Raw genomic sequence first — 13,326 nt, 5'->3', positions numbered from 1 at the left:
CCTCGCTATGCGTTGCGCTCTGCCGTCTCAGTGGGGTCGCATTATAGGGAGATCCGAAAACAGATCAACCCTTTTTTAAAGAAAACTTGAAATAAATGACTGTTCGCTGAGTATTTGAGCTAAATGCGCTAAAAACACAACATAACTAGCACTTTATTAACATTTTAGGTGTATTAATTGGTTTATATAGGGGATTTACTGAAATAACTTTATATACAAACTAGCACCCCACACGATCGTAAGGATCATTAATGAGAGTGTTACCGCTGCAGATCCCATATCTTTCGCACGCCCCGATAATACATGGCGCTCTGTACTTACGCGATCAGTGAGCGCTTCTATTGCTGAATTAAGTAATTCCACAATCAATATGATCAGTAATGTACTTACTAACAATGCCCAATGTAATACCGATGAAGCTAGCCAAAAAGAAATGGGTAGCAAAATAATGCTAAGTAGCAACTCTTGCCTAAAAGCCGCTTCTTCTATAAAGGCCGCTTTAAAACCAAGGTATGAACAATGCGTTGCTTTAAATATACGCTTTATACCAAGGCCGTTAGGTTTAAATACATCTTTCATTATTAGCTCTATTTACTGTCGTCAAAATAAAGCCCCGCAATTGCGAGGCTTTTTTTAGTTAGGCAATACCGTATTGATCTCGGTATGCTTTAACTGATGCTAAATGCTCGTCCATTGTACCTTGGCTCTCAAGGTAGCTAATAAGATCAGCTAATTTTACAATAGAGATCACTTTGGTATTAAAGTCGCGCTCAACCTCTTGAATAGCTGAAAGCTCAGCTTTGCCTTTTTCTTGGCGATCAAGTGCTATTAGTACACCACTTAGGTCTGCGCCGTTATCGGCAATGATTTCCATTGATTCACGAATTGCAGTGCCTGCGGTGATCACATCATCCACCAGCATAATTTTGCCCGTTAATGCAGAACCTACTAATGTACCACCCTCACCATGTGCTTTTTTCTCTTTACGGTTAAAGCAATAAGGTACATCTTTATCATGGTGATCTGCCAGCGCTACTGCAGTAGTGGTTGCAATAGGAATACCTTTATAAGCTGGGCCAAATAAAACGTCATATTCTATTGCAGCGTCTTCGAGGGCTGATGCATAAAAACGACCCAAACGTGCTAAATCACGTCCTGTGTTAAAAAGGCCAGCATTAAAAAAGTATGGGCTTGTACGACCTGATTTAAGGGTAAACTCGCCAAATTTTAAAACCTGCTTTTCTAAAGCAAATTCAATAAACTCTTTTTGATAATCTTTCATTGGGGTACTCGCTTATGCTAACGCTTGTTTTTGGACGTCAATAATTTCACGGATTGAATGTTTAGCCAGTGTAAGTAGCTCATCTAATTCGTCGAACGAGAATGGTTCGCCCTCTGCGGTACCTTGCACTTCAATAATTTTACCTGTTTCAGTTAAAATTACGTTCATATCGGTTTCGGCTTCAGAATCTTCAAGGTACTCTAAATCACTAATTGGTTGACCTTTATAAATACCTACCGAAATAGCAGCAATCATGTGCTTAAGTGGGTTTGAGTTGATCATTCCTTTAGCGCGCATGTGAGTAAGTGCATCAACTAAAGCAACGCATGCACCACTGATAGATGCAGTACGTGTTCCGCCATCAGCTTGAATCACATCACAGTCAATTGTAATGGTGTTTTCGCCAAGCGCTTTTAAATCTACTGCAGCTCTTAATGCGCGAGCAATTAAGCGTTGAATTTCCATAGTACGACCGCCTTGCTTGCCACGTGCTGCTTCACGTGCGTTACGCGTATGCGTTGAGCGCGGTAGCATACCGTATTCAGCGTTGATCCAACCTTTACCTTGGCCTTTCATAAAACGTGGTACACCTGCTTCAACCGTAGCAGTACAAAGTACTTTGGTATTACCAAACTCAACAAGTACTGAGCCTTCAGCGTGTAATGTGTAATTACGTGTAAATGATACCGGTCTAATTTGGTTAGGTGTTCTTTCGCTTGGACGCATTGACGATCCCCTTAATTCTGAATTTGCGACATTATAAGTGCATGTGCAGGTAGATGCCATGCTGATTGTAAAATATTCAGCGTAATAAATTTTCTCTAGAGGTTAAGCAGTGTTACGGTATAATCATCGCAATATTGTATTAATAAATTTTAGGAACTTATCCATGATCCACAGTATGACTGCTTATGCGCGTCGCGAAATTAAAGGCGATTGGGGCACTGGCACCTGGGAAATTCGTTCAGTAAACCAGCGCTACCTTGAAACGTTTATTCGCGCACCAGAGCAATTTCGTGGCATGGAGCCGGTAATTCGTGAGCGTTTACGTAAAAATTTGCAACGCGGTAAAGTTGAAGTGTTTTTAAAGTTTGTTGCAAATCCAGCACACGTGGGTGAGCTATCAATTAATGAGTCACTTGCTGAGCAACTAATAAATAGTGCTAAATGGGTGCAGCAACAAAGCAGTGGCGACATTAACCCAGTTGATATACTGCGCTGGCCTGGCGTAATGGAAGCACAGGAGCTCGATTTAGATACCGTTAATAAAGCACTTATAGCGGGCTTTGACCAAGTAGTTGAAGATTTTAAATCAGCCCGTGGCGATGAAGGCGCAAATTTAGAAGAAATGATTGCCACTCGCCTTGATGCCATACTTGAGCAAGTTACTGTAGTAGAAAGTCACTTACCAGAAATAGCAAAGTGGCAGCGTGAAAAGCTTAATCAAAAGCTTGAAGACTTAAAAACCGACATTGACGAATCTCGCCTTGAACAAGAGCTTATTTACCTTGCGCAAAAGCAAGATGTTGCCGAAGAACTCGACCGCTTAAAATCGCACGTAAAAGAAACTAAAAAAATTCTTAATAAAGGTGGCGCGTGTGGCCGCCGTTTAGATTTTATGATGCAGGAGTTTAACCGCGAAGCAAACACCCTAGCCTCTAAGTCTATTAATAGCGATATTACTAATGCAGCTGTAGAGCTAAAAGTGCTTATTGAGCAGATGAGAGAGCAGATCCAGAATATTGAGTAATTGTACTTGTGTGCTACTTACTTGAGCACAATTAGTTAAATAAAGTACAATAGAGTAATTAAAGGCTTGGATTATTGATTTAGTCCAAGCCTGTTTATTTTAAGTAGAGAAAAACATGGCTCAAACTCGCGGAAATTTATTTATTTTATCGGCGCCTTCTGGTGCGGGTAAATCTAGCTTAATCACAGCGTTATTAAAAAAACATGCAGATATGAAAGTATCGGTCTCGCATACCACCCGAAGCCCTCGCCCTGGTGAAGAAAACGCGGTGCATTATCACTTTGTAAGCGCCAATGAATTTAGAGCATTAATTGCTAAAGATGATTTTTTTGAATGGGCGCAAGTATTCGATAATTACTACGGTACTTCAAAGCAGGCTATTGAGTCGCAGCTGAATGCCGGTATTGATGTATTTTTAGATATTGACTGGCAAGGTGCGCAGCAAGTGCGCGAAATTATGCCAAGCGTACAAACAATTTTTATTTTGCCCCCTTCTAAAGCAGAGCTTGAGCAGCGCTTAAATAACCGAGGCCAAGATTCTGCCGAGGTCATCGCTGGGCGTATGGCTAAAGCGCAATCAGAAACATCGCACTACAATGAATATGATTATGTTGTGGTTAACGATGATTTTGAAACCGCCCTTAGCAATATTGAAACTATCGTATTAGCGCAGCGCTTAACCTTAAAAGCCCAAGCTAGTCGTCATCACGATTTAATTACAAACTTACTTAAATAAGCCATTTATGCCCTTTACAGGGAAAACTGGTAAAAATTAACCACTGGCTATTGGCGAAACAAGCTGCTTGCAGTAAACTACGCCTTTGCTTTTAAATTATTTTGGAGTGCTGAGATGGCTCGCGTAACAGTTGAAGATGCAGTAGATGCAATTGGTAATCGTTTTGACTTAATTTTAGTTGCGGCTCGTCGTGCCCGCCAAATTGCTGTTGGTGGTAAAGACCCACTAGTAGACGCTGAAAATGACAAACCAACCGTTATCGCTCTACGTGAAATCGAAAAAGGTTTAGTTGATAGTTCATCAATGGACGTTATTGACCGTGAAGAACAACAACACCAAGAAGCAGCTGAATTAGCTGCGGTTGCTGCTATTGTTGGCGGTAATCAATAATCAACCACCCGGTTTGATTTAGTCAACGGCTCAGTATTTCTACTCTAGCCGTTGGCAATCCCCTCTTTTCATCGTATATTCTATTACTTACCGTTACTTATTGCTTCACGAGAACATTGGAGTGTGAATGTATCTTTTTGAAGGTCTTAAAAAGAAAATATCTGAATACTTGCCTGCTGCTGAAGTAGAGCTAGTGCAAAAAGCCTACGTGGTAGCCCGAGAGGCTCACGAGGGGCAAACTCGCTCAAGCGGCGAGCCGTACATTACTCACCCTGTTGAAGTAACCCAAATTCTTGCTGGCATGCACCTTGACCATGAAACACTTATGGCCGCGCTAATGCATGACGTTATTGAAGATACCGATTTTAGCCAACAGGACTTAGCCGAAATATTTGGCGATACGGTTGCCGAACTTGTTGAAGGGGTAAGTAAGCTCGATAAGCTCAGCTTTAAAGACAAAAAAGAATTTCAAGCTGAAAACTACCGAAAAATGATCATGGCTATGACCCAAGACATTCGGGTTATTTTAATTAAACTGGCCGATCGTACTCACAATATGCGTACATTAGGCGCTCTGCGCCCTGATAAGCGGCGTCGTATTGCCCGTGAAACACTTGAAATTTACGCACCTATTGCAAACCGTTTAGGTATTCACGATATTAAAAATGAGCTAGAAGATTTAGGTTTTCAGGCTTTATACCCTATGCGTCATCGCGCACTTAAATCTGAAGTGGCAAAAGCGCGAGGTAATCGCAAAGAAGTTATTTCTAATATTCAAACCGAAATAGAAGCACGTCTTGAAGAGTCTGGTATTAAGGCTACGGTTTCTGGGCGCGAAAAACACCTCTATAGCATTTATAAAAAAATGCTTAATAAAGAGCTGCTTTTTAATGAGGTAATGGATATTTACGCCTTTAGAATAAACGTAGATGCAATGGATACCTGTTATCGCGTGTTAGGTGTTGCACATAACCTGTATAAACCTATCGAAACGCGTTTTAAAGACTACATTGCCGTACCTAAAACAAATGGTTATCAGTCTTTGCATACGTCATTAGTAGGCCCACACGGTATTCCGGTAGAAATACAAGTGCGTACGCATGACATGGATCACATGGCCGATAAAGGGGTTGCTGCGCACTGGATGTATAAAAAAGCCGGTGATGGCGCAGGTAATACAGCTCAACAGCGTGCGCGTCAATGGATGCAAAGTTTGCTGGAGCTTCAACAAAGTGCTGGCTCATCATTCGAATTTGTCGAGAACGTTAAAACCGAGCTGTTCCCAGAAGAAATATACGTATTTACCCCCGATGGCCGCATAGTAGAGTTGCCAATGGGCGCTACCGCGGTTGATTTTGCTTACGCGGTACATACTGATGTAGGTAACACTTGTGTAGGTGCAAGAGTAAACCGTAAACCTTACCCACTAAGCAAAGCCTTAGATACTGGGCAAAGTGTTGAAATTATTACCAGCTCGGGTGCACACCCTAATGCAACGTGGTTAAACTTTATAGTTACAGGTAAAGCACGTTTAGGGATAAGAAACTACCTTAAGAGCCAACACCAAGAAGAAGCATTGTTATTAGGCCGACGCTTACTCGATTCTGCCTTGGGTGAAAATAAGCTCGACAGCATTGCCGATGAAAACATAGCCCGCGTACTCGAAGAGCACGAACTATCTACAGTATTAGAATTATTAGTAGAAATAGGCGCAGGTAACTTAATGAGCGTGTTAATCGCTAAACGCTTATTGCAAGAAGAAAGCGACGACTTGTCTGATATTAGCAAACAAGCCAAAGCAACCATTATTGGTACCGAAGGCATGTTGGTTAATTATTCTAAGTGTTGCCGACCTGTACCAGGGGATGCCATCACTGCACATATTAGCCAAGGTAAAGGGCTTACGGTTCACCGCCAAGAATGTAAAAATATTCGCGGTTGGGAAAACGAACGCTCAAAATACCTGGTTGTAAAATGGGATGACAATCCAGAAAAAGAATATATAGCTGCGCTACGGGTGGAAATAATTAACCACCAAGGGGCTTTAGCTAAACTCACAAATGTTGTTGCTACAACCCAAGCCAACATTGTTGAGATCACTACCGACGAAAAAGAAAGTAATTTATATGTGATAGACTTGGGCGTTACCGTTAAAAACCGCGTCCACGTTGCTAATATTATGCGCCGCATTCGCGTGATGCCTGATGTGCAAAGAGTCTATCGTAAAAAGTAAAATAGGAAACTCATGAATAAAGCATTTATTTCTACCGAAAAAGCACCTGCTGCTATCGGCACTTATAGCCAAGCGGTTAAAGTAGGTACTGCCGTTTATTTATCTGGACAAATCCCACTTGTCCCAGAAACAATGGAAATGGTTTCAGAAGACTTTAGCGAGCAGACACATCAAGTATTTAAAAATATTACAGCGGTGTGCGAAGAAGCAGGCGGTAAAATCCAAGATCTTGTTAAAATTAATATCTACCTAACAGACTTATCAAACTTTGCCACTGTGAATGAAGTAATGAGCCAATATTTCAAGCAGCCTTATCCTGCTCGTGCAGCACTAGGTGTACGTGCTCTTCCAAAAGGCGCACAAGTTGAAATTGACGGCATTATGGAACTTCCTTCAACTAATTAATAAATACAGAGCTATAAACCCCCTTTATAGCTCTATTTTTTACTGCTAGTCTTTGTTTATCGCCCTTTCTTGACTCACATGTAAATATCTAGCACTCTGTAATCATGCAATAAAATCAATCTTAACTTAAGTAGTAGAAAAGGATTAACTAGTGTTTAAGCTTGCCAATAATGGGAACGTATTACTTGATGTAAGTAAGCACGCTCCACCTAGCGCCGCTTTTATAATTGATGCACTCGAGAAATCGACGTTTTGCGAATGCAAAATTGACCACGAGGCTATTGATAATTTTTTTAAAGCGCAAAATAATGAGCCAACCTTGGTTGTAGCAAGTAAGCACGATGCATCGCTTGTGGTAACGTTAAGTGAAGATAAAATGCAAGCCATAGGTGAGCTAACCTTAGCTTATGGTGGTAAAGTACTTTCATTAGAAGAGGGCAAAAAACAACTCATAAAAGCAGGGGTTGTTCGTGGTTACAAACAAGCTTTTTTAGAGCAGCTTTTAGATAAACAATTTAACTTACCCCCAGGTACAGTGGCAAAAGGGATTCTAGCCAAAGGCCGCCTACCAGCAGAAGGCACAGCAACAAAATTTGTAGCTATGGTAGAAACCCTCAAAGATCGCCTAAAAGCACCAAAAATGAAGGAAGATGGCAGTGTTGATATGCGCGACTTTGGTAAACTGGCAAGCGTAGAGCCCGGCACTGTACTGATCCGCCAGCAACCTGCAACTCCCGGTAAAGAAGGATTCACTGTAGTAGGTGACATACTACCGGCTAAACCCGGTGAAAATAAAAAGTTAGTGGCAGGCGAAGGCGCCGAAATATCAAAAACAAATCCGCTCGAGCTTGTTTCTACAACAGCGGGGGTCCCCGTAGAAATACCTAACGGTATGCGAGTTGATGATATTTTTACCATCTCTGATGTAGATGTTAAAAGCGGCCATATTGATTTTGAAGGCAGTGTTATTGTGACTAAAAACATTGACCCAGGAATGCGAGTCACCGCAAAAGGCGACATTACTGTTTTTGGCACGGTTGAATCTGGCGAATTATCAGCCGGCGGAAACATCACTGTAAAGCAAGGCATTATTGGCCATCAAAAGCTCGAAGATAAAACATTGTCGTGCTCTATTAAAAGTGAAGGTGATGTGCATGTATCTCACGCACAATACTGTTATATGCAGGGCAAAAACATTTTTATAGACCGCCAAGCCAGCCATTGTGCTATTAAAGCAAAACACTTATTACAAGTTGGCCAAACAGAGTTACCCAAAGGGAAAATTTTTGGTGGAGAGATTCTTGATGCAACCGTGTTAATTGCTGGCGAAATAGGTAATGAATCAGGCGCAAAAATGGCAATCAATTTAGCCGCATCCGGCGCTGAAATAACGGCCGACACAGATAACTGCTTTAAAGACTTAGCAAAAACCGATGAGCAGCTTGATACCCTTCAAGCAGCACTTGAAAAAGCAGATAAAGTAAAAGATATAGAAAAGAAGAACCTGCTCATTAAAAAAATTGGCGCAACACAGCAGCATTATTGCCAACAAGCAGAGCAGCTAGAGAAAAAGTTATCTAGCCTAGATCATGAACTCCACGACCTACTAAGCGATGCAAATCTCGTCGTTAATACATCATTACACTCAGGGGTAGAGATCCATATTTTTGATAAAGTATTAAAAACTACCCGCAACTACCCACCTTGCAATATAAACCTACAAAACAATAAAGTAGAAATAAACTTTAAAACACATTAGGGCGCATTAAGCGCCCATTATAATTTACAGTAAGCCACTTACCGTATCGTGCGTTTGCTTTGGCCATACACCTACTTGGACTTGTCCAATATGCTGCTTTTGCAGTAATAACATTGCTAAGCGCGATTGCCCTATTCCGCCACCAATTGTTTGTGGGAAAGCCTCTTCTAATAATGCTTTATGCCAATCGAATGCTAGGCGTTCTTCATCGCCTGTTATGCTCAATTGCGCTTTTAATACATCAGGGCTTACACGAATACCCATAGATGATATTTCAAAGGCATCTTCTAACACAGGGTTCCACACTAAAATATCGCCATTTAATCCTGTGTATCCGTCAATCGTTTGGGTAGACCAATCGTCGTAATCTGGAGCGCGTACATCATGGATTTTACCATCACCTAATGCCCCCCCAATACCAATTAAAAATACCGCACCGTACTCTTGTGCAATGGCTTTTTCGCGTTGCTTTGCGCTAAATTCAGGGTACATTTTGCGTAATTGCTCACTGTGTATAAACGTGATTTCACTGGGTAAGAATGGGGCTATACCAAAGCTTTCACTTACAAACTGCTCTGCTTGCTTGATGCCAGTGTAAATGGCTTTAACTGTGTCTTGTAATGTAGAGAGCGTACGTTCAGTACGTTGGCAAATTACCTTCTCCCAATCCCATTGATCAACATAAACAGAGTGTATTGGGCTTAATGAGTCTTCATCTGGGCGCAACGCTTTCATTTGCGTATAAATACCTTCACCTACAGAAAAGCCGTAAGTCGCTAGCGTTTTACGTTTCCATTTAGCAAGTGAATGAACAACTTCATAGCTGCTATCGGTAATTGCTTTTACGTTAACAGCAACTGCATTCTCGTGGCCGCTCAGGTTATCTTGTGTGCCATCACCTACTTTGGCCAAAATAGGAGCCTGAACTTCAACTAACCCTAGTTGCAGCTCTAATTGCTGTGAAAAAAACTGCTTAACTTTACTTATTTGCTGCTGTTGCTGCACATAGTGTGAACTCATAATAATTGGCCTCATTCCCAGTTATTGTTACTTGCTTATTAATGAAAAAACACCCTGCAGGCGCCTTTAATGAGGTTACTGTAACGATTTAAACTTTTAATTCAACAACCCATAATAAAAATAGCTTTAATATGCAAAATCGATTAATTTACACGGTATAAAAATGTAGATTCGCTAATTTAAGTAAGCAAAAATAATGGAAAATTATCAAATCGATAATCTCGATAAACAGATACTTCACGCACTAATGGCCAATGCCCGTACAGCCTACGCAGAATTAGCTAAACGGTTTGCTGTAAGTGCCGGCACAATTCACGTACGCGTAGAAAAAATGAAACAAGCGGGCATCATTACCGGCACCCAATTAAGCATTAGTACAAAGCAACTTGGTTACGATGTATGTTGCTTTATTGGTATTAACTTAAACAACGCTCGCGACTACCCAGAAACACTGATTAAACTAGAAGCATTAGAAGAAGTAGTTGAAGCTTATTACACCACGGGTAACTACAGCATTTTTATAAAGGTAATGGCCAAGTCTATCGACCATCTGCAAGACGTGCTCATTAATAAAATACAAGCTATAGAGGCTATTCAATCAACCGAGACCCTAATCTCTTTGCAAAATCCAATTAGCCGCACAGTAATGCCTTAATAGATAAAATTACGTATAATTATCAAAAAAGAGGATCACCATGCAGCAAAATCGCTACCAACGAATAAAAGACGTGCTCTCACGTCGCCAAACAGACTTAACGGTCTGCCTAGAAGACGTACATAAACATCATAATCTCTCAGCTATTGTAAGAAGTGCTGATGCAGTAGGTTGCCATCATGTGCATGCTGTATGGCCAGAAAACCAAAAATGGCTGACCAATAATACTTCTGGTGGCAGTAAAAACTGGCTAGAAACACACCTGCATAAAAATATTGATGATGCTGCTGCAATGATGCGAAAGCACAACCCAGATGTACAAATATTAGCAACACACTTGAGCGAAGATGCTGTAGATTTTAGAGAAATCGATTACACAAAACCCACAGCTATAATCGTTGGCCAAGAAAAAACGGGGATTTCTGAGCGCGCGCTAAAACACGCCGATCAAAACATTATTATTCCTATGCAAGGCATGGTGCAGTCACTTAATGTATCAGTAGCTGCTGCGCTTATTTTATTTGAAGCACAGCAGCAACGAGAAAAAGCAGGGCTATATAAGCGCGATATGCTAAGTGAAGAGATTAAACACCCTATGTATTTTGAAGGGTATCACCCAGTTATTGCTAAACAATGTAGATTAAAAAACCTACCTTACCCACCACTCGATGAAGAAGGTGAAATAGTCGCTAACGAGCAGTTTTGGCAAGCTTTAAAACATGCTTGATGCTTAGCAAACCTGTGAGTACACTTAACTCATTCACAAATAAACAGATTTGAGCCTACATTGTCTAAACCTAGCTTAAGCCAATACCCTATTACAGAACTTAAAGGGGTAGGCCCAAAAATGGCCGAACGCCTACAAAAGCTAGGTATAGCTACCGTGCAAGATATGCTCTTTCATTTGCCTTTACGCTATGAAGATCGTACCCGTATTTATGCTATTAACGATGTTACTTTACACAGCCACTGCACTGTTGAGGCAACAATAGAAACAAGCCAAGTGACCTTTGGTAAACGGCGTATGTTAGTGGTGCAAATAAACGATGGTACAGGTAGGCTTACTTTACGGTTTTTTAATTTTACAGCAGCGCAAAAAAACGCATTTAGCAGTGGCAAAATAATCCGTTGCTTTGGTGAGGTAAGACGCGGGCGCGTTGGCTTTGAAATGAGCCACCCAGAATACAGCATTAGCGATACCCCAAACGAGCAACCAACCGCTGCAACACTAACCCCCGTGTATTCAACCACCGAAGGCTTAAAACAATTATCAATTAGAGCGTTAAGTGAACAAGCCATCGATTTATTACATAAGTATTCTGTTGAAGAGCTTATCCCTGAAAAATGGCAACCGTCACATATGCAATTAAGTGACGCTTTATTACTACTTCATCGCCCTGCGAATGATGTTGATATTATTTCGCTTGAACAAGGCATGCATCCGGCACAACAACGCTTAGTATTTGAAGAGCTACTTGCCCAAAACTTAAGCTTATTAAAAGTACGCGAGCAAGGGCAGCAAGTAAGTGCAGTTTCCCTAAGCCCTACAAATACATTAGAGAGCCAATTTTTAGCGCAACTCCCTTTTGCACCGACTAATGCACAAAATAGAGTTGTAGCCGAAATAAAAGGGGATTTACAGCATGCCTACCCCATGATGCGATTAGTACAAGGTGATGTAGGCTCAGGTAAAACACTGGTTGCAGCATTAAGTGCATTAACAGCAATAGCACAAGGTTTTCAAGTTGCCCTAATGGCACCTACAGAAATCCTTTCTGAACAACACGGAATAAATTTCAAGCAATGGTTTGAAAGTCTTGGGATTAACGTTGCCTGGCTAGGCGGTAAAACTAAAGGAAAAGAGCGTACTAATACACTTGAAAAAATCGCCTCAGGGGAAGCGCAAATGATAGTGGGCACACACGCCCTATTTCAAGACGAGGTAAAATTTAATAACTTAGTATTGATTATCATAGATGAGCAACATCGCTTTGGTGTTCATCAACGCCTCTCACTGCGTGAAAAAGGCAAATTTGGTAATTGTTACCCTCATCAGTTAGTCATGACCGCAACCCCTATTCCGCGTACATTGGCTATGACGGCCTATGCCGATTTAGAAACCTCAGTGATAGATGAGTTACCACCTGGGCGCACACCTATAACCACTGTGGCCATTCCTGATACACGCCGAGACGATATAATAAACCGTGTTAAGCTTGCCTGTAATGAACAAGGCAGACAGGTTTATTGGGTATGTACTCTTATTGACGAATCAGAAGCCCTACAATGCCAAGCAGCTGAAGACAGCGCATTACAATTAAAAGAGGCGTTGCCAGAGCTTAATGTCGGGCTCGTTCATGGCCGTATGAAAGCCGCTGAAAAACAAGCGATCATGAGCGACTTTAAAGCAGGCAATATTCACGTACTTGTTGCAACAACTGTAATAGAAGTAGGTGTAGACGTACCTAATGCCAGTTTAATTATCATAGAAAACCCTGAACGCTTAGGGTTAGCACAATTACATCAATTACGCGGGCGCGTAGGACGAGGAGCCACCGCTTCGCATTGCGTACTGTTATATCACGCTCCCCTTTCTCACACCGCTCAAAAACGTTTAGGTGTATTAAGAGACAGTAACGATGGCTTTGTCATCGCAGAGCGAGATTTAGAAATACGTGGGCCAGGTGAAGTGCTCGGCACTAAACAAACTGGCTTAGCAGAATTTAAAATAGCGGATCTTACTCGAGATAAACACACGCTAAATCAAGTCAGGCCCATTGCTCAACAAATGCTAAAGCAAAACCCCGACCTTATAGACCCTTTAATTCATCGCTGGCTAGGTAATAAATCTAACTACGCACAAGCATAATTACGCTAAAGTACTCTTAAAGCTCAGTGCTGAAACGCTATATTTACCATACAAAGATGTGCGGCGAGCCTTATCCGCGGGTTTCGTGATACTCAACCCACGCTATGGAGGAGGTGGAGACTGTGCGAATAATATCTGGAATGTATTTTTACTTTTCTGTAGACGTAAAAAAGCCCGGCTCTTTCGAGTCGGGCTTTCTTGTATTTGGAGCCTGGCGATGTCGTAGT

13 protein-coding genes are annotated in these 13,326 nt (G+C 41.4%); 9 read left to right on the top strand and 4 right to left on the bottom strand.

Annotation, left to right across the window (positions count from 1 at the left end):
* Positions 1-195: 195 nt before the first annotated feature.
* The 3 genes from OIZ54_RS20035 to rph are packed head-to-tail and all read right to left on the bottom strand — an operon-like array spanning position 196 to position 2,008.
* Positions 196-579 (bottom strand): diacylglycerol kinase, encoded by a 384-nt coding sequence (locus OIZ54_RS20035; protein ID WP_096740248.1) that lies wholly within the window; start codon positions 577-579, stop codon positions 196-198.
* A 58-nt stretch (positions 580-637) separates the two neighbouring features.
* A complete protein-coding gene (pyrE, locus tag OIZ54_RS20030) occupies positions 638-1,282 on the bottom strand; it encodes an orotate phosphoribosyltransferase (RefSeq protein WP_004588247.1) in 645 nt (214 codons plus the stop codon).
* A gap of 12 nt (positions 1,283-1,294) precedes the next feature.
* Positions 1,295-2,008 carry a ribonuclease PH gene (gene rph, locus OIZ54_RS20025; protein WP_004588248.1) on the bottom strand — a complete coding sequence of 238 codons (714 nt, stop codon included), beginning with the start codon at positions 2,006-2,008 and terminating at the stop codon, positions 1,295-1,297.
* A gap of 163 nt (positions 2,009-2,171) precedes the next feature.
* On the opposite strand from rph, the gene OIZ54_RS20020 reads away from it, so the two are divergent.
* The 6 genes from OIZ54_RS20020 (at position 2,172) to OIZ54_RS19995 (ending at position 8,555) form a co-directional block, all read left to right on the top strand.
* On the top strand, positions 2,172-3,032 hold the full coding sequence (locus OIZ54_RS20020; protein ID WP_024032427.1) for a YicC/YloC family endoribonuclease: 861 nt from the start codon (positions 2,172-2,174) through the stop codon (positions 3,030-3,032).
* Positions 3,033-3,147: 115 nt separating this feature from the next.
* Positions 3,148-3,768: a guanylate kinase gene (gmk, locus tag OIZ54_RS20015; RefSeq protein WP_264391137.1), complete on the top strand. Its 621-nt coding sequence runs from the start codon at positions 3,148-3,150 to the stop codon at positions 3,766-3,768.
* A 114-nt stretch (positions 3,769-3,882) separates the two neighbouring features.
* Positions 3,883-4,158 (top strand): DNA-directed RNA polymerase subunit omega, encoded by a 276-nt coding sequence (gene rpoZ / locus OIZ54_RS20010; protein WP_004588253.1) that lies wholly within the window; start codon positions 3,883-3,885, stop codon positions 4,156-4,158.
* 127 nt (positions 4,159-4,285) lie between these two features.
* Positions 4,286-6,391: a bifunctional GTP diphosphokinase/guanosine-3',5'-bis pyrophosphate 3'-pyrophosphohydrolase gene (spoT, locus tag OIZ54_RS20005; protein ID WP_004588254.1), complete on the top strand. Its 2,106-nt coding sequence runs from the start codon at positions 4,286-4,288 to the stop codon at positions 6,389-6,391.
* Positions 6,392-6,403: 12 nt separating this feature from the next.
* Positions 6,404-6,796, top strand: coding sequence for a RidA family protein (locus tag OIZ54_RS20000; RefSeq protein ID WP_004588255.1), 393 nt, complete (start codon positions 6,404-6,406; stop codon positions 6,794-6,796).
* A 151-nt stretch (positions 6,797-6,947) separates the two neighbouring features.
* Positions 6,948-8,555, top strand: coding sequence for a DUF342 domain-containing protein (locus tag OIZ54_RS19995; protein ID WP_054983951.1), 1,608 nt, complete (start codon positions 6,948-6,950; stop codon positions 8,553-8,555).
* A 24-nt stretch (positions 8,556-8,579) separates the two neighbouring features.
* Here the strand turns inward: OIZ54_RS19995 and asnA are convergent, their stop codons facing one another.
* The gene (asnA, locus tag OIZ54_RS19990) at positions 8,580-9,575 is read right to left on the bottom strand and encodes an aspartate--ammonia ligase (protein WP_264391136.1); all 996 of its coding nucleotides are present in this window, start codon (positions 9,573-9,575) and stop codon (positions 8,580-8,582) included.
* Between the two features lie 196 nt (positions 9,576-9,771).
* On the opposite strand from asnA, the gene asnC reads away from it, so the two are divergent.
* From asnC to recG, 3 genes are read left to right on the top strand one after another with little or no spacing between them, the layout of a single operon-like run.
* The gene (gene asnC, locus OIZ54_RS19985) at positions 9,772-10,230 is read left to right on the top strand and encodes a transcriptional regulator AsnC (RefSeq protein ID WP_004588258.1); all 459 of its coding nucleotides are present in this window, start codon (positions 9,772-9,774) and stop codon (positions 10,228-10,230) included.
* Positions 10,231-10,270: 40 nt separating this feature from the next.
* Positions 10,271-10,957, top strand: a complete 687-nt coding sequence (gene trmH / locus OIZ54_RS19980) for a tRNA (guanosine(18)-2'-O)-methyltransferase TrmH (RefSeq protein ID WP_024032415.1) — start codon at positions 10,271-10,273, stop codon at positions 10,955-10,957.
* A gap of 60 nt (positions 10,958-11,017) precedes the next feature.
* Positions 11,018-13,099, top strand: coding sequence for an ATP-dependent DNA helicase RecG (gene recG / locus OIZ54_RS19975; protein ID WP_096740252.1), 2,082 nt, complete (start codon positions 11,018-11,020; stop codon positions 13,097-13,099).
* Positions 13,100-13,326: the final 227 nt, after the last annotated feature.

Source organism: Pseudoalteromonas sp. A3 (assembly GCF_025942345.1).
Lineage (GTDB): Bacteria > Pseudomonadota > Gammaproteobacteria > Enterobacterales > Alteromonadaceae > Pseudoalteromonas > Pseudoalteromonas atlantica.
The sequence above is the reverse complement of the archived record's forward strand: the minus strand, read 5'-3'. Positions and strand labels throughout refer to the sequence as shown.